Source organism: Phyllobacterium brassicacearum (assembly GCF_003010955.1).
Lineage (GTDB): Bacteria > Pseudomonadota > Alphaproteobacteria > Rhizobiales > Rhizobiaceae > Phyllobacterium > Phyllobacterium brassicacearum.
Window position 1 is genome coordinate 268,744 of record NZ_PGGO01000001.1, and the last position, 23,559, is coordinate 292,302.

The following is a 23,559-nucleotide window of genomic DNA, read 5'->3' on the forward strand; positions in this document are numbered from 1 at the left end:
GATAGCCTTGCGCCATCAGATCAATTGATAAAACGCGGCGCAGCTGGTGCCGCCCGCGCAAAGAGTTCACGCGCTTTTAGTCGGAAAACTTACGAGATGTAAGACCTAACTTGAAAATAGGCCTTACATTGGCGATACACCGATCAAAAGCTCGTGCAATTTCCACACGAAGAGCCCGTAAAGCACGACACCGATAACAATCGCGATGACATCGTTGGAGGCCGGACCTGGTACGATATAGGGAGCCGCGAGGCCCGCCCGCTCCTGCCGCTTGATGGAGATGCGATCAGCCACGGCCCAAGCCAGAAACGAGAGAAACAGGATAAGAGAGGCGAGGTCACCATTGGCCAGGAGGTGCGCCAGCGCCCAGGTCTTGATGGCAATGAGCATCGGATGCTTCAGTGCCGGCTTCATTCTGCCGGGCCTGGCGATGTAAACGCCGAGGAAAATAAAGGCGAACAGCATCAACAATTCGGCGATGTGTTTCATCCATGCCGGCGGTTCGTAAAGGATGGGTGCATCGGGTCGGGCCATGCCATAGCCCCAGACGAGAAGTCCGAACCCGACGAGCGAGATGACCGAGTAGAGGCCCTTCCATGTATTCTCGCCCCATTGCTCCATCTTGGCGAGGCGCCATTCCGGGGCGACGATGCGAACCGAGTGAATTCCAAGAAAAACAATGATCCCAAGAATCAGTACCAGCATGATCGCCCTCCTCAATGCTGGCGCGAAGATAGACCCATGCGGCACATGTTAGAAGGTATAAGGCTTGCGGTGGATCGCCGCGTCCGATCATCGCCACAATTCACCTGTAGCGACTCCGCTTCACTTCCCAGACCGCCGGTCCAATTATCATGCGTTCGATTTGCCCAACTCTCGCAGCAACCCTCGCCTTGTCGCAATTTGCGCCCGCATTTGCGAATAGCGGCACGGAGCTGCGCGGCTCGATCGGCGCCAAGCCGCAATATGTGCTGATCTCGTTCGATAATTCCGGCAGCAATGCTCTTTGGGATCGCAGCAGAGCACTCGCCCAGCGCTCCAACGCCAAGTTCACCTATTTTCTGTCCTGCGTGTTCCTGATCAACCGGGACGACCGCAAATCCTATCAGGCACCGGGCGAAGCCCCCGGCCGCTCGAATATCGGCTTTGCCACCTCCAAAGCGGATATTGCCAAACGGCTGGACAATATCTGGCGCGCCCGCAATGAGGGCAACGAAATTGCCAGCCATGCCTGCGGCCATTTTGACGGCAAGGCCTGGTCAAAATCCGACTGGGAACGTGAGCTGACCACCTACAAACAGGTTCTGAGCCAGGCCTGGAGTAAATATGGCAGCGATCCGGAGCCGGAGGGCTGGAAACCTTTCGTTACAGAAGAAATCCGCGGGTTTCGCGCGCCCTATCTTTCAGAGAACCCTGCCCTCTTGGCGGCTTTGAAAAACCAAGCCTATGTTTTTGACGGAAGCGGGGTTTCGAAGGGCCCGGCCCTGCCCATCCGGGCAAACGGACTATATCAGTTCGGGCTGCCGACCATCAGTGAAGGTCCGCAAAACCGGCCTGTCATCGCCATGGATTACAATCTCTTCGTTCGCCACTCCGGCGGCTTTGAGCGCACCGATCATCTGGGTGAGTTCGAAACCCGCGCCTATACCGCGTTCAAGGGCGCGTTCGAACGGCAATATGAGGGTCAGCGCATACCATTCCAGATCGGCTTGCATTTTACCCTGATGAACGGCGATGCCTACTGGCGGGCGCTGGAGCGCTTTACCACCGAAGTTTGCACGAAGCCGGACGTGCGATGCACAACCTATAGCGAATATCTGAAGGAAACGGGTGCGGTGACGCCCGTTGCAGGCGCCGATCTGAGGCTGCCGGCATCGAGCGGCGGGATGTGAAAATTCTCCCGGGGTCAGCTGGCGCATTATCTACCTCATCGCAAAGACGTTCCATTGGACACTCTCCACTTTCACAAGAATGCCCGCTTCGCGCTAAAAGCAAACATTTCAACAAGACTTGTCCAGATTGCTTCCGTTCACGTCACAAAATTGGGGCATCAGTGCCCTTCCAGCCGCTCCGACTTCGTTAGTAGATGATCCTTTCTGTGACCTTTGGGTTACGCTTGATCGATGACGTGCAGATCGGGGAAGATTGTGCATTGCACAATCTTCTATTCTAAGTAACGTGAAAGCGATTGATGGCGTTGTCCACAAGCGATATCCGTCATCAGTTGAAGTCTCACCGTAATTACTTAGGCGAGTAGGTACGGAGATGCTTCAAGAGACTTGGTCCGCGGGCCAAGTCTCTTTTAGAAGCCCGACACTTCTCTCGGAACGCTTAATCATTTCTTAACCATGCAGGAGCAGCCTTTGGTGACTGGCCCTTCCCCAAGTCCCCATCCAGGTCAGTGCACCCGACCGCTGCCCCGATTAGCGGTCGGGCCTTTGGTCATCACTCCAAATCCTTTGGTCATCACTCCTATTATCGAAACCACGATTTATTGTTAAATATCGGAAATAACTAGATATTTCGAATGTGCCCGTTAACGGCATAGGCTCGGCGTCGAGACCCAGACCACAATCACCAGCTCCGCCGAGCCTTTCTCCGATATTGTGGCGTTTCGAGTTTTGTTGTGATTTGACTCAAATTGTCCGCAGGACGACAGTGCATTGTCGGATCTTGAGTTCGACGGGGCTCGGTGTGCAACCTTACTCTGCGGGCAAGCTACCGAGCCTCTATCAACGCCCGCGACCATCCAAGTGAACTGGGTCAGGCAGCACGTAAAAAATGCGGCTGCGGCTAGGAAGAAGTGCTGAAAACTCCTACCTGGTGGCGTGAATAATTATCTTCCCCACAGATACCTTTGGCGCATCAACATTATGCATGTCCATAGCTCGTCTGAGGCTGGGAAATTATGAGTATGAAGACACGAGCGGCGGGATGTGACCGCCGCTCGCGGGGTTGAAATATCAAGCGTCCTCGGACTGCGTCTTGAGATAACGCTCGTCAATCTCGGGCAAGGGTTCGTCATAGATAACGGATTCGAAAGCACGCAGGCGCTTATAGACCGAAAGTAGTTCGACGATCGTCGACCACGACGTCACAAGGTACTGGAACGACGACGTCACCTGCGAGAACGCAAAGGCCACCTGGTTCATGAGGCCGAGCGTGATCTTCCCGGCCACGATGGAGGGGCCCATGATCAGGAACGAGAAGATGCCGTTCGCCTGCCCGTACATGTAGCGGACCACATTGAAATAGACATAGTGGAAGTACATGCGGAAATAGTTCCGGCGGACATTGTCAAAGAGCTCGCGCACTGTCACCGGTTGCGCGCGGTCATCATGATCTTCGCCGTAGACGAGCTCCTTACGGTAGGCGGCTTCAACGCGTTGGTTGCGGAACTGCAGCCCGGGAAGCTTCATGCCTGCAACAGCAATTGTGATGGTACCGAGGATCGACCAGAAGATGGCCGCCACAACGAGAGCATTGGGGACGTGCCCAAAGAACGGCAATTCGGTGATGTTGACTGAGAGGTGCAAAAGCACCGGAAGGAACGCTATCAGCGTCATGATGGATTGCACGAAATTGGTGCCCAATCCCTCCATGATCGTGGAGAACCGCATCGTATCTTCCTGGACGCGCTGTGAGGCACCCTCAATGTGACGCAGCTTGCTCCAATGATCCATGTAGTAGCCGTTCATGGCGATGCGCCAGCGGAAGATGTAGTGACTGACGAAGAACGCCGTCAGCACGCTGACGAAGACGCCGACAAAGGCAAGGCCGGCAAAGGTGGCAAAGCCGGTATAGTATTGATCAATGGTGATCGGCGCCGTCTTCGCCATGGCGCCTTGCACCATATCCCAGAAAGGGCCGTACCAATTGTTGATCGCGACGTCGACCTGGACTTGAAAGTAGATGATGAACAGGATCAGCGCTGAACCGAGAATGGACCATGCTTGCCAAGGGTGGGGAGAATACCACGACCAGAACGCGTAAAAGATTGCAACGCAGATCGTGTAATAAATGTAGAACCAGATGAATGGCTTGGTCGCGAAAATCGCGATACCCACGACGGGCGGCACATCCGGCGCCGCAGGCGGCATGCCAAGATAGGCGCCAAAATCACGCCCGGCAAAGAACCAGAACAGCACGGCCGCCAATGACCAAAGCACGGCAGAAATGAAGAAGAGCTTTGGCTTGGGAAAGAATGAAATAAACACGTTGGTAGATCCCTCGGGGTGAAAAGTCGCAATTCGGAGTTGCTCTGAATTGAACTTAACAGCACGATTTGGGCAAAGAGTGAACAGCGGCAATTAAATTGCTGTAATCTTTGATATCGGACTGCACGTCGGCAGGTGCAAGCAGCTCAATAGCCAACCTCAACCCTGATGGCGCCCGGCTGAAAAAGCGAAGAATGCTGCCACGACAAGGCTCGCCGCTGCAGTGAGCGTGGCGAAGGTGAAGTCTCCGGTGATGTTGGCGAGATAGCCTGCAACCAGCGGACCGATGATCTGGCCGATGCCGAATGCCGCGGTCATCACCGCCATGACCCGGCGCGGCGAGTGCGGCAGGAGAACGCGTCCCGCCTGGAACCCGAACGCCGTGATGACGATGAATGTCAGTCCGAGAAGGATACCGCCCAGCAACGGACCAGCGGGCGACGGCAGAGCCACGCTCGCAGCGACGCCAACAGCCTGCACCGCGCAGCCAAGCGCCAGCGCGACGAATGGGCCGACCTTGCGCAGGAGCGGCGTCCATAGCCAGACGGAGACTGCACCGCAAGCACCAGTCAGCAGCCAGACCAGCGCTTCCATCCAGGCTCCGCCATGGCTGGAGCGCACAATCGCGATAATGAAGGTTGCCGTAATGATGTAGCCGAAGCCGAATATGCCATAGGCGACATTGATCTTGACGAAGTCCGACGTCCAGGTGACGGGCGGCTCTGTCGCCGCTGCACCGCCGCGCACCGGTCCCTGTCTGATCAATGTCAGAACGGCGAGAAGCCCGAGCGCTGACAGGATCGCCGCCGCTATCCAGTTTTCCCGCCAGCCATAGCCGCTGGCGGAACTGAATGCGACCAGCAGGGAGGAAAGAGCTATGCCGGAGCCGACACCGCCAAAGTGTACCGCCTGCAAATCCTGGCGATTGGCGACAGCAAGGTGACTGAAGACAATGGTTGCGGTGAAGACCAGCATGAAGGCACTGGCAACACCGGCGAAGAACCGGACGACGGAAAACACAACAACGCCATCGCTGACGCTCATGGCGAAACATAGCGCCGCGCTCGCGGCAAGCGACAGGTACACCAGCGTGCGTTCGATCCCAGACGCCCAGCCGAAGCCGGCGATGATGGCTCCGAGCAGGTAGCCGACATAATTGGCCGAGGCGATGATCCCTGCATCGCCTGGCGTCAGGCCAAGTTCTGTCATCATGCCGGGCAGGATGGGCGTGAAAATGAATCGGCCGATACCCATGCCGATGGCCATTGCCACGAGACCGCCGAGGGCAAACCGGACAGGATTGGAACTGGGAGGATTCATGCGCCGGACATTATCGCCGCCCGGACCAGTGACAAGCCAATAAATTTGATCGTTTGGTAATTTCGAGTGATCGATTGGGGCTTTGCCTGTGGAATCGCTGACGGGTGCGGTTGCAATTACTTAGGTTTTATCCTAAGTAATATTTTGCAAGGATAAGAAGGGATCAAACCATATGGAACCTGCCCTCAATGCGGCGCCAAGCCTACCCCCTATCGACGGCATTTTCCGCGCCCTGTCCGACCCAACGCGCCGCCATGTGCTGGAGCGCCTGACCCGCAGCCCCGCATCGGTGAGCGAACTTGCCGAGCCCTTCGAGATGGCCCTGCCCTCCTTCGTCGAGCACCTCAAGGTTCTCGAAGGAAGCGGACTTGTGCGTTCAAAAAAGGCTGGTCGGGTCAGGACCTATTCGCTCGTCCCTGAACCCCTGCAACTCGCGGAGAACTGGCTGGCCACACAGCGCACGCTTTGGGAGCGCCGCCTCGATCAACTCGACGATTATCTCATTGAACTCAAGGAGAAAGACGCATGACACAAGCTCCCATTGTACCCAATCCCAAGCTCGACCTCGTGCTCGAACGGGTTGTCGATGTGCCGCGCGAACTGGTGTGGAAGGCGTGGACGACGCCCGAGCATGTCGCCAAATGGTTCACTCCGAAACCCTGGTTTATCTCTGACTGCGAGATCGACTTGCGGCCCGGCGGCATTTTCCGGACGATCATGAACGGACCAGACGGCGAACAAGCGATCAACCACTTCTGCTATCTGGAGATCGTTCCGAATGAGCGGCTGGTGTGGACCGATGCTCTCTTACCCGGATACCGCCCTGCGGAAAAGCCCTTCCTCACGGCGATCATCACGCTGGAAGCCCATGGAAATGGCACGAAATACACCGCGATGGCGATGCACCGCGACGAGGCAACGCAGAAGCAGCATGAGGAGATGGGCTTCTTCGACGGCTGGGGTACAGTGCTCGACCAGATGGTGGCCTACGTCAAGACGATATGACCATTGACTGCTCAAGTCTTAGGCAATCGTGCAGGACTGCCGACGAAACCAGCACCTCGCCTGTCGCGGCGAGGTGTGTGTACTAGCTGCAACCGGCAGTTTCATTGATCTGTTCGCCCGCATGCAAATGTTCCGGATGTTTGGCATGGGACTTGCTTCAACAAATCCTGAGAACAAGCCAGAACAGGAAACATGCAGATGAAGCGCAGACAATTTCTCCTCACCCTCGGTGCCGCGGTCATGATGATGACGCCCATGCTGGCGCCCAAGGCCGCGCATGCCGACGCGCTCGCCGATATCACGGCGCGCGGTACACTGCGTGTGGCAGTGCCGCAGGACTTCCCGCCCTTCGGCAGCGTTGGCACCGACATGGCGCCCATGGGCTATGACATCGACATGGCCAACCTGATCGCCCAGAAACTCGGTGTGAAGACCGAACTGGTGCCGGTAACGAGCACCAACCGCATTCCCTATCTGCAGACCAACAAGGTTGATCTGGTGATTTCCAGTCTTGGCAAGAACGCAGAACGCGAAGCAGTCATCGATTTTTCAACACCCTATGCGCCGTTTTTCAACGGCGTCTTTGCGCCAGAGACCATCGCCGTATCGAAAGCTGAAGATCTCTCCGGCAAGACAGTCGGCGTGACGCGCGGCGCCATCGAGGATCTCGAACTGACCAAGATCGCCACCGGCGACACGGTGATCAAGCGCTATGAAGACAATAATGGTACGATTTCCGCCTTCCTCTCCGGCCAGGTCGAAGTCGTGGCGACTGGCAATGTGGTTGCAGCGGCCATCCTTGCCAAGAACCCGCCAAAGCGCCCGGAGCTGAAGTTCCTGATCAAAAATTCTCCCTGCTATATCGGCCTCAACAAGAATGAGCCGGCGCTCCTCGAAAAGGTCAATGCCGTCATTGCATCCGCAAAGTCCGATGGTTCGCTGAACAGCATTGCGCAGAAATGGCTGGGCGCCGGCATCCCGGCCGACCTCTGAAAGACCATCGCTCGGCGCCCCCTGATGCGGGGCGCCCATCCTCTCGAGCGGACGGGGGTTCCACTTGAAGTACATGTTTGATTATGCCTGGCTGGCCCAGTACTGGCCCGTGCTGTTGAAAGGCATTCTCGTTACCGTCCAGCTGATCGCAGTCGGCGCGGTTGCGGGCACAGCGCTCGGTATCGCGTGTGCCTGGGTTCGAAGCCTGGGGCCGAAATGGTTGCGCCCGCCGGTAACGGCCTATGTGGAACTCATCCGCAACACGCCGTTCCTGATCCAGCTGTTCTTCATCTTTTTCGGCCTACCGTCGCTCGGCCTGCAGATGAGCGAATTGCAGGCGGCCAACCTGGCGATGATCATCAATCTCGGTGCTTATAGCTGCGAGATCATCCGGGCGGGAATCCAGGCGGCGCCGCGCGGGCAATTCGAAGCGGGGGCGAGCCTTGCCATGACGCCGTTCGAGACCTTCCGTCATATCATCCTTGTCCCGTCGCTGCAGCGGATCTGGCCGGCGCTCTGTTCGCAGGTCATCATCGTCATGCTCGGTTCGTCCGTCGTTTCGCAGATTGCTGCCGAAGACCTGACATTTGCCGCCAATTTCATCCAGTCCCGCACCTTCAGGGCCTTCGAAGCCTATTTCGTCTCGACGGCAATCTACCTGGTGCTGGCGATCCTGCTGCGGCAGGTGCTCATTGCGGCCGGTTCATTCATTTTCCCGCGGAGGAGCGGCCGATGATCGAATTTTCGCTCTGGGACATCGTCCGCAACCTCCTGCTGGCGGCGCGATGGACAGTCGTTCTGTCGCTGGTATCCTTCATTGGAGGCGCTCTGGTAGGAACGCTCCTGCTGTTCATGCGCATCGGACGCAGGCGCGTATTGCGCCTATTCGCCAAATATTATGTCGAGCTGTTCCAGGGCACGCCGCTGCTGATGCAATTGTTCCTGGCATTCTTCGGGCTCGGTCTTTTCGGCATCGACGTCCCCGCCTGGCTGGCGGCGGGCGTTGCGCTGATCCTCTGGTCCGCTGCATTCCTCACCGAGATCTGGCGCGGCTGCGTTGAAGCGATCGCCAAGGGCCAGTGGGAGGCATCATCGAGCCTCGGCATGGGGTATGTGCAGCAGATGCGCTACGTGATCCTGCCGCAAGCGCTGAAGATTGCGATCCCCCCGACCGTCGGCTTCTCCGTTCAGGTCATCAAGGGGACTGCCCTCACCTCGATCATCGGTTTTGTCGAGCTCTCAAAGGCCGGAACCGTCGTGACCAATGCGACCTTCCAGCCCTTCATGGTCTATGGACTCGTCGCGCTCATCTATTTCGCGCTGTGCTGGCCACTATCAAAGAGCAGCCAGGTATTGGAAAGGAAGCTCAATGTCGCTCATCGAAATCACTGAAGTCCGCAAGAGTTTCGGGGCCAATGAGGTTCTGAAGGGCATCAACATCGATGTCGATCCAGGCGAAGTCATTGCCATCATCGGCAAGAGCGGCTCCGGTAAATCAACGCTCTTGCGCTGCATCAACGGCCTTGAGCTGATCGACGACGGCTCGATTTCCGTTGCGGGCGCGCAATTGCTGCCGGATGAGCTCCATCTCAAGGCGCTGCGGCTGAAGGTCGGCATGATCTTCCAGCAGTTCAATCTGTTTCCGCATCTGACGGCAGGCGGCAATGTGATGCTGTCGCAGATGGTGGTCAAGAAGACGCCCAAGGCCGCGGCCGAAGCGATGGCGCACAAGATGCTTGAGCGTGTCGGCCTTGGCCATAAATACGATGCCTTTCCCGACGAACTGTCCGGCGGCCAGCAGCAGCGCGTGGCTATCGCACGGGCGTTGGCGATGCAGCCGATCGCGCTGCTATGCGACGAGATCACCTCGGCGCTCGACCCGGAACTCGTGGCAGAGGTTCTCGGTGTCGTGCGGGAACTCGCGTCGGAGGGCATGACGCTGCTGATGGTCACGCATGAAATGAAATTCGCCCGCGACGTCTGCAGCCGGGTGGTCTTCATGCACCAGGGCCGGGTGCATGAGATCGGCAAGCCGGAGGAGGTCTTTGCCGACCCGAAGACACCGGAACTAAAGCAGTTTCTAGGGGTGCATTAGGTTAGCCGGTCAGACCGTCACGACGATCTTGCCGAATTGTTCGTTCGACTCCAGATAGCGGTGGGCCTCGACGATCTGGTCGAACGGAAAGGTCCTGGCAATCACTGGCTTGAGCTGACCCGACTCCAGCCCGTCGAGGATGAACGCCTTGGCAGCCTCAAGGCGCGCCGGATCGCTGACGATCTCATGGATGAGGTAGCCGCGCAGCGTGAGGTTCTTGCTCAGCACGCTGAACAGCGGGAAAGGTGTCGGTTCCGGGCTCAACCCGCCATATTCAATGAGGATGCCGCCCCGCGACATCGCAGCAGTCAGCGGCTCAAACGCCGGGCCGCCAACCGCATCAAACGCCACCCGTACGCCGCCCGGACCCACGATCTCCTTCAGCCGCGCTTCCAGATCTTCCTCCGCTGAGGCGATGACATAGGCCGCGCCGAACGCAAGCAGTGCCTGTTTCTTGGCAGATGTCCGGGTGACGGCGATCGGGGTCGCCCCAACCATGTTGGCAATCTGGATCGCAGCAAGTCCGACACTGCTCGATGCGGCGGTAATGACGACAAAGTCCGGCTTACTGAGCTTGGCGATGTTGATCAGTGCACCGTAGGCGGTGACATATGGCATCCAGACGGCGGCCGCCGTTTCCCAACGGAGCGATGGCGGATGCTTCACGACAAGTTCCGCCGGAAAGGTAGCAACGTCGCCATAGGCGGGCCAGCGCACCATCGACAGCGGCGGCACGACGCTGACGGCATCGCCCGGCGCGAAATCGCGGACGCCCTCCCCGACTGCCGCGACGACCCCTGCTGCCTCAAGGCCAAGCCCGGATGGCAAAGGCGGCGTCTCGATATAGGAGCCGGAACGGATCAGAGCCTCCGCCCGGTTGAGACCCAACGCCCTGACATTGATCTGAACCTCGCCCCGGCCCGGTCCCGGAACCTCCATCTCCTCGATGCGCAAGACCTCGGGACCACCATGCTCATGAAAGCGAACAACACGCGCCATCTGATACAACTCCAAATCATTTGGACTGAATGAGCTATGACAGCGGGCATTCTTTGGATAAATAGCGCTATGGGCAGAGCAGTAGAAACCAGGAGTTTTGAATATGGATCGCCTCACGAGCATGGCTGTCTATGTAAAGGCCGTCGATCTCGGCTCGTTTGCGGCGGCCGCGGCGGCGCTCGACCTGTCCGGACCGATGGTCGGCAAGCACGTGCGGTTTCTTGAGGAGCGCCTCAGCGTGCGTCTTCTCAACCGGACCACACGTCACCAGAGCCTGACGGATTTCGGGCGCGTCTATTATGAGCGTTGCCGCATTGTGCTTGCCGAGGCGCATGCAGCGGACGACCTCGCGGCGGATCAACTGTCAGAACCGCGCGGACGCCTGCGGGTGACCATGCCCGCACTCCTCGGCCGGCGCTGCGTCGCCCCTATCCTGCTTGAGCTTGCGCAGAAATATCCTGCCCTGGAACTCGACCTGTTTTTCGGCGACCGCATCACTGATCTTGCAGAGGGTAGTTATGACCTCGCCATCCGGACCGGCGCTCTCGAGGACAGAGCCGGGGTGATTGCACGCCGCATCGCGCGCCACCGCATGCTCGTCTGCGCATCGCCATCTTATCTGGATATGCACGGCCAGCCTCAGCAGTTAGGGGATCTCGGCAGCCATCACGCCGTCATCTATAGCCGGCCGGGCTGGGTTCACCCCTGGCTGTTTCCGCGCGATGGCCAGCGGCCAGCGGAGGTCACGCCCCCAAACCGGCTGCGGCTCGACGATCTCGACGCGATCGCCGATGCTGCTACCGCCGGAATGGGGCTTGCCTGGCTTCCATCCTGGCTCATTCGCGAGCGCGTCGAAGCGGGCGCGCTTGTGATCCTCTTGGCGGACGAGCCGGCCTATGTCTTCGACAATTACGCGCTATGGCTGCGGACACCGCATTTGCCGCTGAAGGTCCGCCTCGCTGTCGATGCGCTGGCGTCCGCCCTGCCCAAGGTAATGGCGTGACGCCGCGCGCTCGGCCTACATCGGCGGCATCTTGTCAAAATGCGGCAGGGCGGGATCGGTATGGTCCCAGGCGTGACCGCGTATGCGGTACGTCACCATTTGCGGCTGATACAGGCCAGGATCGTCCAGGCTCGCTGCGTGGACGGTGAAAAGATTTGGCATGCCCGCGAAGGTCAGATAGACGGGTGACCCGCAGGTGGGACAGAAGGCGTGCGATTTCATATTGCCGCTCTCGCCGGCGACTTCCCAATGCTTTGCGTCGCCCTCAAGCTTCACGTCTGCATCCACGAAAGTCAGGTAGGAACCGTGCCCTGTGCCACTGCGCCGCTGACAGTCGCGGCACTGGCAGTCGTTCATGACCACCTGTTCTACCGAAACTTTATAATGGATTGCGCCGCAGGCGCACCCGCCGGTATAAGCCTTGCTCATTTGTTTCTCCCGTATCAGCCCTTGTTGTACTCGTCGTGACGGCGCCACCAAACGTCGGGTTCGTTGCGTCCCTTGGGTGCGCGATCGAGCCACTGGTACATGCCCCAGATGCCATCCACACCGCGCGAATAGGCGGAATAGGTGTGATAGACGGCACCATCTTCGAGGGCGAATGCGCTTATGCCCGGCCGCTCACGCGTATACGTGTCGGAGTCAGTTCCGGACATGGCTGCGAAGGGGTCGTCTCCCCCCGAGGCGGCTTCCAGCTTCGGTTCCCGCACGTAGTTGTATTCAATGCCCTCGCGTTGTTGCTCCGCGGTGAACGAGGTACTGAAGTCGTAATTGAAGTCATCGCCGAACGAGGACGCCCAAGGAAACGTCCAGCCTAATCGCTGCTTGTAGGCCTGCAGCTTGGCCAGCGGCGCGCGCGAGATTGCCGTGAAGGCAACGTCGTGGTTCTCCAGGTGAACGACAATGCCGTTGAACCCATCGGCGATTGCCGAGCAGGACGGACACCCCGCCTTATAGTCAGGACCGAACATGAAGTGGTAGACGAGGAGCTGCGAGCGTCCGCCGAAAAGATCCTTCAGCGAAGCGCTCCCCGCGTCGGTCTCGAAGCGGTAATCCTTGTCGATGCGGACCCATGGCAGCTCCTGCCGTCGTCGCGCCACCTCGTCGCTTTGCCGCGTCAGCTCCTTCTCTTGCTTGAGCAGTTCGAGCCGGGCAGCAAGCCACTCTTCACGGGTGCCGGTCATGTGCTTCGTCATAGCTCTTCTCCTTCGTTGTACCATTCCCCCGAAAGATCGTCGCATCTGTCCAATCAATGCTTTTTGGATGAGTCCTGTTCCGCCGCGACTGCGTCGAGGTTGCGGACAACCTTCCTCCAGCCATCGCTCATGTTCTTGTAGGCAGTGTCATTCTTCGGCAGCACGAAGCCGGAATGGACAAGCCGAAGACGCGTGCCGTTTTCGACTTTGGAGAGGATGAAGGTAACCACGGTGTCGAGCTGTGAGCCGTATCCGACGTTGTCCTTGTGCCCGCCTTTCCAGGCGTAGGTGAAGCGCTCATTTGGGATCACCTCCAGAACCTGGCAATGTATGACACCATCCCAAGGGCCGGATGCAGTTGTCTGAAACGTGAAGCGATTGCCCTCGACAGGCTCGAATCCTGTCGGCTCCATTATCCAGCGGGCCATGAGTTCGCCGCTCGTCAGCGTTTTCCAGATCGTCTCCGGCGCATGCGGGAAGATTTCGTCGACGACAATATCCTGCGTGCGGCTCTTCAATGCGGCGTTGTTCATGGATCGATCTCCTTCAAGAGGGTGCGCAGGTTGGTAAACCGCTCACGCCAGAAGACGCCATAGTGGCTCATCCAGTCGAAAAGCGGTTCGAGCCCTTCAGGCTCGGCGCGATAATAGACATTCCGGCCGTCGGGGCGTTCAGCGACCAGACCAGCCTGTTTCAATGATTTGAGGTGCTGGGAGATGGCGCCCTGGGTTACGCCACTCCCCCGGGTCAACTCGACCACGGTGATCTCGTCGGAACTGGCTACGCGTTCAAACACGGCCCGCCGGGTGGGATCGGCAAGGGCGCGCATGACGGCGGTAATGGTTGCAGCTTCGGTCATACGCCAATGATTAGCGAATACTAATTCATTAGTCAATGCTAATTTGTTTGTGTTGCGCACCTTTCGGGGTGTCGCTCCTGCTTGACTAACATATATCCCGTCGGTTATACGTCAGATCAATAGCCAACGGGTTATATGTTCCAATGCCGGATGCCCACGACATACTGTTCAGAACGCTCGCCGATCCGACCCGGCGGGCTCTCTTTGAACGGCTGTGCCGCCAAGGAGAGCAGACGGTCGGGTCGCTGACGGCCCAGGCCGGAGTCTCGCAGCCCGCGGTCTCAAAGCATCTTGGGGTCCTGAAGCGCGCCGGGCTGGTGAACGACCGGCACGAAGGCCGCCAGACGCATTATAGCGCGCGGCTTGGTGCCCTGGCTCCGCTTATCGATTGGACAAAACAGATGGGCGGGTTCTGGGAAACCCGGTTTGACCATCTCGAAGATCTGCTCAAAAGGATGGATCAATGAACCAAACCGAAACGCTCTCCGTCATTGTCGAGCGGGAGATGCCCTATCCGCCGGAAAAGCTCTGGCGCGCGCTTACGCAACCGCACCTGATCGAAGAGTGGCTCATGAAGAACGACTTCAAGCCAGTCGAGGGCCACCGCTTCAATCTTCGCGGAGACTGGGGCGGCGTGCTGGACTGCGAGGTCGTCGCCATCGAGCCGCACAGGACACTGTCGTACACCTGGAATTTCATGCACGACGATGCCGCTTACAATCTGAGGAGTGTGGTGACCTTTACGCTGACCCCAACAAATACCGGCACTCACCTGCGCATGGAGCAAAAGGGCTTCCGTCCGGATCAGAAGCAGGCCTATGGAGGCGCCAAGAGCGGGTGGAAGGAGTTCTTCGCAAACCTGGAGAAAGTCCTGGCGCGGGCGGAATGAAGGCCGTCGCGTCGGCTCCGGGTCGTTTTAAAAGGAGGTAACATTGAACTGGAACAAATCTATTCGACAAATCCACCGCTGGCTCTCGATCGCCTTTACGGTGACCGTGATCGCCAACTTCGTCGCCATGGGGATGGGGCAACCGCCTGCCTGGATCGTCTACTCGCCGCTGCCGCCGCTGTTCCTGCTCCTGTTCAGCGGCCTTTATATGTTCGTGCTGCCATATACCACCAAATGGCGCAGCGCGCGAAGCACCAGCGTATAAAAGTGAATACAATCAGGTTTGCAGACACGCGTGCCGACGGCGCTTCGCTTGCGCCGTCAGCGCCTATTCACTCCCACTCAATTATTTTTTATACTCTAAGCATTTGTTTTTATTATCGAAAATTTCTCGTCGCGCTTCATACACCGCTAACGGGACCGTCAAAAAGTTAGCCTGTTGATTTTACAGGGTTTTTCGGCGCAGCTGCAGCTGTAAAAATTCTGTGGACTATCGACATCTATCGGACATTTTGCACGCGCTGCGAACGTCGATAATCGGATTTGGCAATTCCAATATAGTACCGTCAAAGCGATGATCCGATGAATGGTCGACGCTGACTCAGTCGAGATACCAGCGTTTTCCAGCGTCCTGATCATCGGCAGGCAGCACAATCATTTCCACTGGCCTGATGCCAGCCAAATCCCCTATCCAAGCTCGAACGTGGTGATCCCATAGATTTGGCCAAGGGGCAGATCCGGCGTCCGGCCGCGATACATTCGCGCCGTCTCGAACACCGGCTTCAGATTGTAGCGATCGCAGAGCGCCCGCGCGGCGGCGTTCGGCTCGGGGATATCGAGATAGATCCGGCCACCGCCGACGCTCGTCACCAGTTTGCGAAAGATTAGGTCTGCGCTCGTCTCCGTATCGGCAAACAATGGTCCGATCTTGTGGCCCTCCCGGCAGGCGCGGATGCTGCCATAGCCCAATATCTCTGCGTTTCGGATCAGCGCAAAGCTCTTGCGCGTTGAAAGTGCCTTCAGCCATTCGCGCAGGAAAGCATCGCGCCGGGCCGGATTGAAACGCGCGTCGTAATTGACCAATATCGGGACATGCGCCGGGGAGACGCAAACCAACGCCGTAGCCGATGGCCCAACACATTGGACCTCGCCGCCATAACGAAAATTGGCATGCGCATGGACGAAACCCGATTTGCGGTAGTTGTCCTGCTGCGCCACCACGCCATCGAGCCCGATCGTACGAACTCCCGCGTTCAGTACCACCTTCTGCCAGAGGGCGAAGCCGATGCCCTGGCCGCGATAATCCGGATGCGCCATGTAGAAACCGAGAAAGGCATAGGTCGCACCATAGCGGACCAACGAAAGCGCCGCCGCGACGACATTGTCTTCCTCGGCGACCCAGTATCCTGCCGCATCTGCCGCCCAGAAGGCAGGCGCATCGTCGAGGCCGGGATTCCAGCCCTCCCTTGCGGCCCAGTCGATCATGATATCGAGATCGGCGCGGCTGGCTTTTCGAATGATTGGGGGCATGCCGGTTCCTGTTTAGAGTTTCAGCCCATCCAAGTATTGTCCACAATTGTTATCTGTAAAATGAACTCCATGGCTCGGGGCCTCGCTGACTTAGCCAGCAGTTCTTGCACGGGTATGTCAGAAGTTGCCTTGCGATGGTAGTTCCACGGTTGAATGTCCTGTATAGGGCTCTGTCGCGAAATTTTGCAGTGTGGCGGGAATTACAGGTGGTGAGAATTGTCTCCCGCAGCCAGAATAGCAAACTGCTCGGCCAGAGACGGATTTGGATTGAAGGCGAACCTCGCCTGTCGTTTTCGCATCATGTGGATCATCTCAATGCCTGCAGGATGCTGTTTGCCGCCACCAACGATTTGAACCCGAGCATCGGTCGGATGCGACGTTTGATCCTCCTGTGATCCTGCTCTATCCGGTTATTCAAATACTTGCTTTTGCGGATCGCGATCGGCTTTGTGGATCCCGCCGTGTGGACTTGAAGTCGATGTGTCATATCGCAGGAAACAATGGCTTCATGGTTGGTCTGGCTACCATCGATGACCATGCGACGGGGACTTCCGTGCCGTGCGAGAGCTCGCTTGAAGAAACGCTTTGCTGCGGCTGGATCACGATGTTCGCTGAACAGGAACTCGACCGTGTCACCGACGCTGTCGATAGCCCGATAGAGATACCGCCATTGCCCGCGTACCTTAATGTAGGTTTCGTCCATGTGCCATTTGCGGGTCACGGCGCGCTTGCGCAGATTGAACCGCTTCAGCAGTAATGGCGAGAAGCGGACGACCCGGCGATGAACACTGGAATGATCGACGCTGGTGCCGCGTTCAGCCATCATTTCTTCCAGATCGCGCCAGCGTACGCAAAGTAGAATGACTGAGCGATCGAAATGACAACCTTTGAACATTACAAACCTCCGAGAACCGTCGAAGACTAATGCCACAAGACTCGCAACTGAAAAGTTCGCGACAGAACCATATAGATTTAAGGTCGGGCCCAACTCTTGTCACACTAGCCCGGGCGCACTTCGCGCTGGGCAAGGGTTGCAACGAGATCACTAAAGCGGTCGCCCTGCACGGCGATATGCTGCCGGAGCAGTGCGCGAGCCAGCTCCGCTTCTCCCGACAGGATAGCTTCGACGATACCTCCATGTTCGCTAAATGACGTCTTCATCCGATTGCGTACGCGAAGCTGGAGGCGGCGATAAGGGCGCAAGCGGCGATGCAGCGCCGTACATTGCTCGATCAGAAAGCTGCTGTGGCTTGCAGTGTAGATGGCCTGATGAAACAGTTCATTGTCGTAATAATAGGTATCTGCGTCGTCGGCTTTGGCGGATTGTTCGCATCTGCCATGAGCGGCAAGCAGCTCGGTCCGATCCGTGTCCGTATGGCGGCGTGCGGCGAGCGACCCGGCCATTCCTTCCAATTCGGCCATCACCTCGAACATCTCATAGATCCGGTGCGGTCCCGGCTCAACAACCACGGCGCCGCGACGGGGGCGCATCTCAATCAGGCCAATGGCGCCAAGCTGCATCAACGCTTCGCGGATAGGTGTTCGCGAGACGCCAAAATGCTTGGCCAATTGCATTTCATCCAGCCTGTCGCCTGGAGCAAACTGATTTGTGACAATCCCGTTTTCGATCTCATCTCTCAGTCTTTGTACGATATTTTCGGCCATGAGCCCTCTAAAAAATGCATAACTCTTATTCTTGCATACAAGGATGTTGACTTTGCACGCTAGATCGTTGAAACCTTATATCACTCCGGCGGGAGATTTGGAATAATCCCAGCCCAAACTATCTTCCTGTTTCACCCATCCGATACATCGGAGCTCGCAATGACTGGCACATCCTTTTTCAGCGACATGGTGCAGACCATAACGGAGCGAGGCCGGAAGCTGTTATCGTTCGCCCCCCGTGCGGAACGGCTCCCCTCTGGCATTTCGGGTCTCGAACGCCTGTGTGAGATGTTGTTGTCGAGCCGCGGCGAGGCCTCCGGCATGGCGCTTGCAGCAGAAATCTTGCAGCAGTGGTTGCGCCTGAGCGATGAAGACCAGCGCAAGTTCATGCTTCTGCTCTTCGAAAAATTCGGTCCGGACCCGGACAAACTCGATGCGGCGATCGAGGCCTATCGCGCTGCGCGGACCTCACGGGCAGTGCTTGAACTTCATCAGGCGGCCGAACCCCGCCGGCAGGAACTGATCCGGCGCCTCAATCTTGCGCCGAGCGGCATTTCCACGCTCGTGCGTATGCGTGAGCGGCTGTTGAGGCTGAAAGCCGACACGCCCGATCTTGAAACCGTCGATGCCGATTTTGCCCATCTCTTTGCCTCCTGGTTCAACCGGGGTTTTCTGATCCTGCGCCCCATTGACTGGTCGACACCTGCCCATATCCTCGAAAAGATCATTCGCTATGAGGCGGTGCATGAGATCGGCAATTGGGATGAATTGCGCCGGCGGCTCGCGCCTGCCGACCGCAGATGTTTCGCCTTCTTTCATCCGCAGCTCGCTGATGACCCCCTCATCTTCGTTGAAGTCGCGTTGACCAGGGACATTCCCGAAAACATTTCCGCTGTCCTCGATGAGACGCGCGCGCCCATTCAGGCACAGGATGCCAGAACCGCCGTTTTCTATTCGATTTCAAACTGTCAGGCCGGCTTGCGCGGCATTTCCTTCGGCAATTTCCTCATCAAACAGGTGGTGGAAGATTTGCGCCGGGATCTTCCCAAACTGGATACGTTCGTCACGCTCTCACCGGTTCCAGGATTCTCTGGCTGGCTGACACATGAGAGGCGTAAGGAACACTCTGAGATCCTGAGCACAGAGGAACAAGCCACCCTCGCGGCGCTGGACGATGCCGAATGGTCCGACGATCCTGCAAAAGCTGCAGCGGTGAGAGCAGCATTGATGCCCGCCGCCGCGTGGTATTTCTTCAAGGGGCGTACAACAGATGGACGTCCAATCGACCCGGTTGCCCGTTTTCACCTGGGCAATGGTGCGCGGCTCGAACGGATGAATTTTCTTGGCGACACGTCCAGCCGGGCAATGCGACAGGCGCATGGCCTCATGGTCAATTATCTCTACAAACTCGACGATATTGAAGCCAATCACGAAGCGTTTGCCCAGCGCAACGAGATCGTGGCCGCACCGGGCGTCCGGAAGTTGCTGCGCAGCGAACGGTCCGGACGCAGCTTTGCTGCAACCAGCGGGACGAACACGAAAGATAAACAGCCGGACAAGAACAAAGCGAACAGCAAGGAATTGAGTTCATGAGCAATCATCTGTTTGACGCTATTCGTCGTTCAATCGCTGCCGATGATGCCATCTTCATCGAAACCGCGGAGGGCCGCCGGTGGACCTATGGCGACATGGTGGAGTGGTCGGGGCGGATCGCAGGCGCCATCGATACGCTCGGCGTCAGGCCCGGTGATCGCGTTGCCGTTCAGGTGGAGAAGAGCGCTGAGGCTCTGATGCTTTACCTTGCCTGTATCCGCTGCGGAGCAGTCTATCTGCCCCTGAACACGGCCTATACGCTGGCCGAGCTCGACTATTTCATCAGCGATGCAGAGCCGCGTCTTGTCGTGGCCGACCCGAAGAGTGCAGATGGCACCAAGACTATCGCCTCCAAATATGGCGCACTTGTCGAGACGCTGGACCAGCATGGCGGCGGATCGCTCATCGAGCTTGCAAATGATGAATCAGCGGATTTTGTCGAAGCTTCGAGAACTGCCGATGATCTCGCTGCCATCCTTTATACCTCTGGCACAACCGGCCGGTCGAAAGGGGCGATGCTCACACATGACAACCTGTTGTCGAATGCCTTGACGCTGCGAGACCACTGGCGCTTTACGCCGAACGACAGGCTGATCCATGCCCTGCCCATCTTTCACACGCACGGACTTTTCGTTGCAACGAATGTCATTCTGACCTCCGGCGCATCAATGTTTCTTTTGCCGAAGTTCGATCCGGCGGAAATCCTGGCATTGATGCCGCGTGCTACAACAATGATGGGCGTTCCAACCTTCTATGTTCGCCTGCTCCAGCATGAAGGGCTAAACCACGACGTCGTGGCCAACATGAGACTGTTCATTTCCGGTTCAGCACCGCTACTGGCCGATACTCATCGCGCGTTTCAAGAACGCACCGGCCACGCCATCCTTGAGCGTTACGGCATGACGGAATCCAACATGAACACGTCCAATCCCTATGATGGTGATCGGATTGCCGGGACCGTCGGTTTCCCGCTTCCGGGTGTCACGGTACGGGTTACCAATCCCGAAACCGGTGAAACGCTTGTCACAAGTGAGACGGGCATGATCGAAGTGAAGGGGCCGAACGTTTTCAAGGGTTATTGGCGCATGCCGGAAAAGACGAAGGCGGAATTCCGCGGCGACGGTTTCTTCATCACAGGCGATCTCGGCAAGATTGACCCGCGAGGCTATGTACACATTATCGGACGGGGCAAGGATCTGGTGATCTCCGGCGGCTACAACATCTATCCGAAGGAGGTCGAGAGCGAAATTGATCAGCTTCCCGGCGTTATCGAATGCGCGGTCATCGGCGTTGCCCATCCTGATTTTGGCGAAGGGGTCACTGCCATCGTCGTCAGGCAGTCCGATTCCAGCCTTGACGAGCGAGCTATTCTTGATGCGCTTCGGGATCGTCTTGCACGTTACAAGCAGCCAAAACAGATCATCTTTGTCGATGACCTGCCGCGTAACACGATGGGCAAGGTCCAAAAAAACGTCCTGCGCGAACGCTATTGCAATCTTTATACCGGTCGCGCGAGTGCATGACTGAAGCAAGCAAGGCTGTCGTCGGGAGGATGACAGGCGCGAAAGCGGCGTAGGGGAGCTCACGCCACATCAATGAGGAAAGACGGCCGTCGTCCGGCGCGCCGTAGAGGGAGGATTTTTGCCGTGAATATTGAGATTCTATCCATTCTTGTCCTGATTGGCATGTTCGTTATTGCAACGATCCTACCAATCAACATGGGTGCGCTGGCCTTCGCTGCCGCCTTCATTGTCGGTTCGCTGATTATGGGAATGACGCCCAATGACATATTCGCCGGTTTTCCGAGCGATCTCTTTCTAACGCTGGTCGGCATCACCTATCTTTTTGCTATCGCCCAGAATAACGGAACGATCGACTGGCTGGTTGAACAGGCCGTCCGGCTGGTGCGCGGACATATGGCGCTCATACCCTGGGTCATGTTCCTCGTCGCTGCTATCATTACTGGCTTTGGTGCTCTCGGTCCTGCGGCTGTCGCTATTCTGGCTCCGGTCGCTTTGCGTTTTGCCGCGCAATACCGCATCAGCGCGGTCATGATGGGACTGATGGTCATTCACGGCGCCCAGGGAGGCGGTTTTTCGCCTATCAGCGTCTATGGTGGCATCACCAACCAGATCGTCGAGAAAGCCGGCTTGCCCTATGGCCCGACATCGCTGTTTCTCTCCAGCCTCTTCTTCAACCTCGCCATCGCCATTGTCGTGTTCTTCGTTTTTGGCGGCTGGAAGAGCCTGCGTAATCATGCGGCCGCCTCAGGTCCCGGCCCTGACACCCATCTCGCCGGCGCGTCGCGCTCGATCGTCGGCCATGGCGGCACACCGGCGTCCCCCGCCTACCATCGCAGCGCAGTTTCACCCACAGGCGCGGCAATCCCATCGGGCGAAGGCCTGACCCGGGAAAGGTTGATGACGTTGGTTGGCCTCACCGCACTCGCCATCGGTGCACTCGTCCTCAAGTTCAATGTGGGTCTCGTTGCGATCACCGTGGCTGTGGCTTTGGCGCTGCTGTCGCCCAAGACGCAAAAAGCGGCGATCGACAAGGTCAGCTGGTCAACCGTATTGTTGATCGCCGGCATCATCACCTATGTGGGTGTACTGCAAAAGGCCGGTACGGTGGACTATGTGGCATCCGGTATCTCTGGTCTCGGCATGCCGCTTCTGGCCGCCCTGCTCCTGTGTTTCACCGGTGCGATCGTTTCAGCCTTCGCCTCCTCGACCGCACTGCTCGGCGCGATCATTCCGCTGGCGGTCCCCTTCCTCATGCAGGGACACATCAGCGCCATCGGTGTCGTCGCCGCCATCGCTATCTCGACCACGATTGTCGATACGAGCCCATTTTCGACCAATGGTGCTCTTGTGGTGGCCAACGCACCTGAAGCCGAACGCGATGATGTGCTGCGCAAGCTGCTCATCTACAGTGCATTGATTGCCATTATCGGCCCCGTTGTCGCCTGGCTCGTTCTTGTTGTCCCCGGCATTATCTGAGAATAGACACGGACAAAGGATTGGCGCGGGCACCTTTCTTCCCGCGCCTCACCCGTTGCGAAACGTGTAGGCGTAACCGTTAATCGCTGGTGCCCCACCGAGATGGGCATAAAGCACCCGAGACCCTTCCGGGAAAAAGCCCTTCCCGACAAGATCAATCATCCCCTGCATCGATTTTCCCTCATAAACCGGATCCGTGATCATGCCTTCAAGCCGTGCGCAGAGCCGAATGGCAGCCTTGGTTTCTTGCGAAGGCACGCCATAGATCGGATAAGCATAATCTTCGTTAAGCACCACGTCGTCCTCGGTCAGTTCTCGTTCGAGTTCAACAAGGTCTGCCGTACGGCGGGCAATCTCGAACACCTGGGCCCTGGTCTTTTCGGGCGTTGCCGAGGCATCAATGCCGATGACATTGCGTTCGCGCCCATCCTTGGCAAAGCCGACCAGCATACCGGCATGGGTCGAACCCGTAACCGTGCAGACCACAATGTAGTCAAACTTGAATCCGAGTTCCGCTTCCTGCGCACGGACTTCTTCCGCGAATCCGACATAACCGAGCCCGCCATATTTATGAACTGAAGCGCCCGCCGGAATTGGATAGGGTTTGCCGCCATTGGCTTTCACATCTTCGATGGCATTTTCCCAGCTTTCGCGAATGCCAATGTCAAAACCTTCGTCAACCATCTCGACGTCTGCGCCCATGATCCGGCTCAAGAGAATATTGCCGACGCGATCGTAGACGGCGTCCTCATGCGGCACCCAGCTTTCCTGCACCAGTCGGCATTTGAAGCCGATCTTTGCGGCAACTGCCGCAACCATGCGCGTGTGATTGGACTGAACGCCGCCAATAGACACCAGAGTATCAGCTCCCGACGCGATGGCATCCGGTATGATGTATTCAAGCTTGCGCAATTTGTTGCCACCAAAAGCCAATCCTGAATTGCAATCTTCGCGCTTGGCGTAAAGGTGGACCTTCCCACCCAAATGCTCAGACAGCCGGTCCAGGGTTTCAATTGGAGTAGGTCCGAATGTAAGCGGGTAGCGTTCAAATTTTTCCAACATGAGTTTTCCCTCCGATGTGGCTGCTTCAGCAAAACGCTATCATTCTTCGAATGAAAGGTGCTCTCATAGTTTGACGCAAACATTCGCTTCATCTAAATTTTTGACACAGCTTTTGTCTTGCAGCTTCAAAGATT

The 23,559-nt window shown here is 57.5% G+C and carries 26 protein-coding genes; 14 read left to right on the plus strand and 12 right to left on the minus strand.

From position 1 onward, the window contains the following. Nucleotides 1-123: 123 nt before the first annotated feature. A complete protein-coding gene (locus tag CU102_RS01325; protein ID WP_106709152.1) occupies nucleotides 124-705 on the minus strand; it encodes an NnrU family protein in 582 nt (193 codons plus the stop codon). A 149-nt stretch (nucleotides 706-854) separates the two neighbouring features. Between CU102_RS01325 and CU102_RS01330 the strand changes: the two genes are divergently transcribed. Then, nucleotides 855-1,892 (plus strand): polysaccharide deacetylase family protein, encoded by a 1,038-nt coding sequence (locus CU102_RS01330; protein ID WP_106709153.1) that lies wholly within the window; start codon nucleotides 855-857, stop codon nucleotides 1,890-1,892. 1,071 nt (nucleotides 1,893-2,963) lie between these two features. Here the strand turns inward: CU102_RS01330 and sbmA are convergent. Then, a complete protein-coding gene (sbmA, locus tag CU102_RS01335) occupies nucleotides 2,964-4,217 on the minus strand; it encodes a peptide antibiotic transporter SbmA (RefSeq protein ID WP_106709154.1) in 1,254 nt (417 codons plus the stop codon). Nucleotides 4,218-4,376: 159 nt separating this feature from the next. Beyond that, a complete protein-coding gene (locus CU102_RS01340) occupies nucleotides 4,377-5,537 on the minus strand; it encodes a YbfB/YjiJ family MFS transporter (RefSeq protein ID WP_106709155.1) in 1,161 nt (386 codons plus the stop codon). Nucleotides 5,538-5,709: 172 nt separating this feature from the next. Between CU102_RS01340 and CU102_RS01345 the strand changes: the two genes are divergently transcribed. The 6 genes from CU102_RS01345 to CU102_RS01370 all read left to right on the plus strand — a co-directional run bounded on the left by CU102_RS01345 (nucleotide 5,710) and on the right by CU102_RS01370 (nucleotide 9,630). Then, a complete protein-coding gene (locus CU102_RS01345; RefSeq protein WP_106709156.1) occupies nucleotides 5,710-6,066 on the plus strand; it encodes an ArsR/SmtB family transcription factor in 357 nt (118 codons plus the stop codon). Next, the gene (locus CU102_RS01350; protein WP_106709157.1) at nucleotides 6,063-6,542 is read left to right on the plus strand and encodes an SRPBCC family protein; all 480 of its coding nucleotides are present in this window, start codon (nucleotides 6,063-6,065) and stop codon (nucleotides 6,540-6,542) included. The genes CU102_RS01345 and CU102_RS01350 overlap by 4 nt, the downstream gene beginning before the upstream one ends. Nucleotides 6,543-6,782: 240 nt before the next feature. Further along, a complete protein-coding gene (locus CU102_RS01355; protein WP_425351506.1) occupies nucleotides 6,783-7,535 on the plus strand; it encodes a transporter substrate-binding domain-containing protein in 753 nt (250 codons plus the stop codon). A 64-nt stretch (nucleotides 7,536-7,599) separates the two neighbouring features. Next, on the plus strand, nucleotides 7,600-8,271 hold the full coding sequence (locus CU102_RS01360) for an amino acid ABC transporter permease (RefSeq protein WP_106709158.1): 672 nt from the start codon (nucleotides 7,600-7,602) through the stop codon (nucleotides 8,269-8,271). Then, a complete protein-coding gene (locus CU102_RS01365; protein ID WP_106709159.1) occupies nucleotides 8,268-8,927 on the plus strand; it encodes an amino acid ABC transporter permease in 660 nt (219 codons plus the stop codon). The genes CU102_RS01360 and CU102_RS01365 overlap by 4 nt, the downstream gene beginning before the upstream one ends. After that, nucleotides 8,905-9,630, plus strand: a complete 726-nt coding sequence (locus CU102_RS01370; RefSeq protein WP_106709160.1) for an amino acid ABC transporter ATP-binding protein — start codon at nucleotides 8,905-8,907, stop codon at nucleotides 9,628-9,630. The genes CU102_RS01365 and CU102_RS01370 overlap by 23 nt, the downstream gene beginning before the upstream one ends. Before the next feature lie 9 nt (nucleotides 9,631-9,639). On the opposite strand, the gene CU102_RS01375 is transcribed toward CU102_RS01370, so the two are convergent. Further along, nucleotides 9,640-10,629 (minus strand): zinc-dependent alcohol dehydrogenase family protein, encoded by a 990-nt coding sequence (locus CU102_RS01375; RefSeq protein ID WP_106709161.1) that lies wholly within the window; start codon nucleotides 10,627-10,629, stop codon nucleotides 9,640-9,642. 103 nt (nucleotides 10,630-10,732) lie between these two features. On the opposite strand from CU102_RS01375, the gene CU102_RS01380 reads away from it, so the two are divergent. Beyond that, complete coding sequence (locus tag CU102_RS01380; protein ID WP_106709162.1) at nucleotides 10,733-11,632, plus strand: LysR family transcriptional regulator; 900 nt, start codon at nucleotides 10,733-10,735, stop codon at nucleotides 11,630-11,632. 15 nt (nucleotides 11,633-11,647) lie between these two features. On the opposite strand, the gene CU102_RS01385 is transcribed toward CU102_RS01380, so the two are convergent. From CU102_RS01385 to CU102_RS01400, 4 genes are read right to left on the minus strand one after another with little or no spacing between them, the layout of a single operon-like run. After that, a complete protein-coding gene (locus tag CU102_RS01385) occupies nucleotides 11,648-12,061 on the minus strand; it encodes a GFA family protein (protein WP_106709163.1) in 414 nt (137 codons plus the stop codon). A gap of 14 nt (nucleotides 12,062-12,075) precedes the next feature. Then, nucleotides 12,076-12,828, minus strand: coding sequence for a DUF899 domain-containing protein (locus tag CU102_RS01390; RefSeq protein ID WP_106709164.1), 753 nt, complete (start codon nucleotides 12,826-12,828; stop codon nucleotides 12,076-12,078). A gap of 53 nt (nucleotides 12,829-12,881) precedes the next feature. Then, nucleotides 12,882-13,361 carry an SRPBCC family protein gene (locus CU102_RS01395; protein WP_106709165.1) on the minus strand — a complete coding sequence of 160 codons (480 nt, stop codon included), beginning with the start codon at nucleotides 13,359-13,361 and terminating at the stop codon, nucleotides 12,882-12,884. Further along, nucleotides 13,358-13,687, minus strand: a complete 330-nt coding sequence (locus CU102_RS01400; protein ID WP_106709166.1) for an ArsR/SmtB family transcription factor — start codon at nucleotides 13,685-13,687, stop codon at nucleotides 13,358-13,360. The genes CU102_RS01395 and CU102_RS01400 overlap by 4 nt, the downstream gene beginning before the upstream one ends. A 143-nt stretch (nucleotides 13,688-13,830) precedes the next feature. Between CU102_RS01400 and CU102_RS01405 the strand changes: the two genes are divergently transcribed. From CU102_RS01405 to CU102_RS01415, 3 genes are read left to right on the plus strand one after another with little or no spacing between them, the layout of a single operon-like run. After that, the gene (locus tag CU102_RS01405; RefSeq protein WP_106709167.1) at nucleotides 13,831-14,154 is read left to right on the plus strand and encodes an ArsR/SmtB family transcription factor; all 324 of its coding nucleotides are present in this window, start codon (nucleotides 13,831-13,833) and stop codon (nucleotides 14,152-14,154) included. Then, nucleotides 14,151-14,576, plus strand: coding sequence for an SRPBCC family protein (locus CU102_RS01410; protein ID WP_106709168.1), 426 nt, complete (start codon nucleotides 14,151-14,153; stop codon nucleotides 14,574-14,576). The genes CU102_RS01405 and CU102_RS01410 overlap by 4 nt, the downstream gene beginning before the upstream one ends. Nucleotides 14,577-14,619: 43 nt before the next feature. Then, a complete protein-coding gene (locus CU102_RS01415; RefSeq protein ID WP_106709169.1) occupies nucleotides 14,620-14,841 on the plus strand; it encodes a hypothetical protein in 222 nt (73 codons plus the stop codon). Nucleotides 14,842-15,263: 422 nt separating this feature from the next. Here the strand turns inward: CU102_RS01415 and CU102_RS01420 are convergent, their stop codons facing one another. The 3 genes from CU102_RS01420 to CU102_RS01430 all read right to left on the minus strand — a co-directional run bounded on the left by CU102_RS01420 (nucleotide 15,264) and on the right by CU102_RS01430 (nucleotide 17,771). Beyond that, the gene (locus tag CU102_RS01420) at nucleotides 15,264-16,106 is read right to left on the minus strand and encodes a GNAT family N-acetyltransferase (protein ID WP_106709170.1); all 843 of its coding nucleotides are present in this window, start codon (nucleotides 16,104-16,106) and stop codon (nucleotides 15,264-15,266) included. A 200-nt stretch (nucleotides 16,107-16,306) separates the two neighbouring features. Beyond that, nucleotides 16,307-17,001, minus strand: a protein-coding gene (locus tag CU102_RS01425) for an IS6 family transposase (RefSeq protein ID WP_208113789.1) whose coding sequence is annotated in 2 segments (ribosomal slippage) — nucleotides 16,307-16,428 and nucleotides 16,428-17,001 — 696 coding nt in all. Because the reading frame shifts where the segments join, the coding sequence is not laid out codon by codon here. Nucleotides 17,002-17,105: 104 nt separating this feature from the next. After that, a complete protein-coding gene (locus CU102_RS01430) occupies nucleotides 17,106-17,771 on the minus strand; it encodes a GntR family transcriptional regulator (protein WP_106709172.1) in 666 nt (221 codons plus the stop codon). A gap of 159 nt (nucleotides 17,772-17,930) precedes the next feature. Between CU102_RS01430 and CU102_RS01435 the strand changes: the two genes are divergently transcribed. The 3 genes from CU102_RS01435 (at nucleotide 17,931) to CU102_RS01445 (ending at nucleotide 22,363) form a co-directional block, all read left to right on the plus strand. After that, entirely contained in the window at nucleotides 17,931-19,364 is a 1,434-nt protein-coding gene (locus CU102_RS01435) for a malonyl-CoA decarboxylase (protein WP_106709173.1), read from the plus strand. Next, entirely contained in the window at nucleotides 19,361-20,887 is a 1,527-nt protein-coding gene (locus tag CU102_RS01440) for a malonate--CoA ligase (protein ID WP_106709174.1), read from the plus strand. The genes CU102_RS01435 and CU102_RS01440 overlap by 4 nt, the downstream gene beginning before the upstream one ends. Before the next feature lie 123 nt (nucleotides 20,888-21,010). After that, on the plus strand, nucleotides 21,011-22,363 hold the full coding sequence (locus tag CU102_RS01445) for an SLC13 family permease (protein ID WP_106709175.1): 1,353 nt from the start codon (nucleotides 21,011-21,013) through the stop codon (nucleotides 22,361-22,363). Nucleotides 22,364-22,411: 48 nt separating this feature from the next. Here the strand turns inward: CU102_RS01445 and CU102_RS01450 are convergent, their stop codons facing one another. Beyond that, on the minus strand, nucleotides 22,412-23,425 hold the full coding sequence (locus CU102_RS01450; RefSeq protein WP_106709176.1) for a 1-aminocyclopropane-1-carboxylate deaminase: 1,014 nt from the start codon (nucleotides 23,423-23,425) through the stop codon (nucleotides 22,412-22,414). Nucleotides 23,426-23,559: the final 134 nt, after the last annotated feature.

Coding starts and splice junctions, on each gene's coding strand:
- CU102_RS01345 (WP_106709156.1), top strand. CDS start 5,710: ATGGAACCTGCCCTCAATGCGGCGCCAAGCCTACCCCCTATCGACGGC.
- CU102_RS01435 (WP_106709173.1), top strand. CDS start 17,931: ATGACTGGCACATCCTTTTTCAGCGACATGGTGCAGACCATAACGGAG.
- CU102_RS01385 (WP_106709163.1), bottom strand. CDS start 12,061: ATGAGCAAGGCTTATACCGGCGGGTGCGCCTGCGGCGCAATCCATTAT.
- CU102_RS01380 (WP_106709162.1), top strand. CDS start 10,733: ATGGATCGCCTCACGAGCATGGCTGTCTATGTAAAGGCCGTCGATCTC.
- CU102_RS01395 (WP_106709165.1), bottom strand. CDS start 13,361: ATGAACAACGCCGCATTGAAGAGCCGCACGCAGGATATTGTCGTCGAC.
- CU102_RS01440 (WP_106709174.1), top strand. CDS start 19,361: ATGAGCAATCATCTGTTTGACGCTATTCGTCGTTCAATCGCTGCCGAT.
- CU102_RS01420 (WP_106709170.1), bottom strand. CDS start 16,106: ATGCCCCCAATCATTCGAAAAGCCAGCCGCGCCGATCTCGATATCATG.
- CU102_RS01330 (WP_106709153.1), top strand. CDS start 855: ATGCGTTCGATTTGCCCAACTCTCGCAGCAACCCTCGCCTTGTCGCAA.
- CU102_RS01405 (WP_106709167.1), top strand. CDS start 13,831: ATGCCGGATGCCCACGACATACTGTTCAGAACGCTCGCCGATCCGACC.
- CU102_RS01365 (WP_106709159.1), top strand. CDS start 8,268: ATGATCGAATTTTCGCTCTGGGACATCGTCCGCAACCTCCTGCTGGCG.
- CU102_RS01450 (WP_106709176.1), bottom strand. CDS start 23,425: ATGTTGGAAAAATTTGAACGCTACCCGCTTACATTCGGACCTACTCCA.
- CU102_RS01430 (WP_106709172.1), bottom strand. CDS start 17,771: ATGGCCGAAAATATCGTACAAAGACTGAGAGATGAGATCGAAAACGGG.
- CU102_RS01410 (WP_106709168.1), top strand. CDS start 14,151: ATGAACCAAACCGAAACGCTCTCCGTCATTGTCGAGCGGGAGATGCCC.
- CU102_RS01340 (WP_106709155.1), bottom strand. CDS start 5,537: ATGAATCCTCCCAGTTCCAATCCTGTCCGGTTTGCCCTCGGCGGTCTC.
- CU102_RS01390 (WP_106709164.1), bottom strand. CDS start 12,828: ATGACGAAGCACATGACCGGCACCCGTGAAGAGTGGCTTGCTGCCCGG.
- CU102_RS01370 (WP_106709160.1), top strand. CDS start 8,905: ATGTCGCTCATCGAAATCACTGAAGTCCGCAAGAGTTTCGGGGCCAAT.
- CU102_RS01375 (WP_106709161.1), bottom strand. CDS start 10,629: ATGGCGCGTGTTGTTCGCTTTCATGAGCATGGTGGTCCCGAGGTCTTG.
- CU102_RS01325 (WP_106709152.1), bottom strand. CDS start 705: ATGCTGGTACTGATTCTTGGGATCATTGTTTTTCTTGGAATTCACTCG.
- CU102_RS01355 (WP_425351506.1), top strand. CDS start 6,783: ATGATGATGACGCCCATGCTGGCGCCCAAGGCCGCGCATGCCGACGCG.
- CU102_RS01400 (WP_106709166.1), bottom strand. CDS start 13,687: ATGACCGAAGCTGCAACCATTACCGCCGTCATGCGCGCCCTTGCCGAT.
- CU102_RS01350 (WP_106709157.1), top strand. CDS start 6,063: ATGACACAAGCTCCCATTGTACCCAATCCCAAGCTCGACCTCGTGCTC.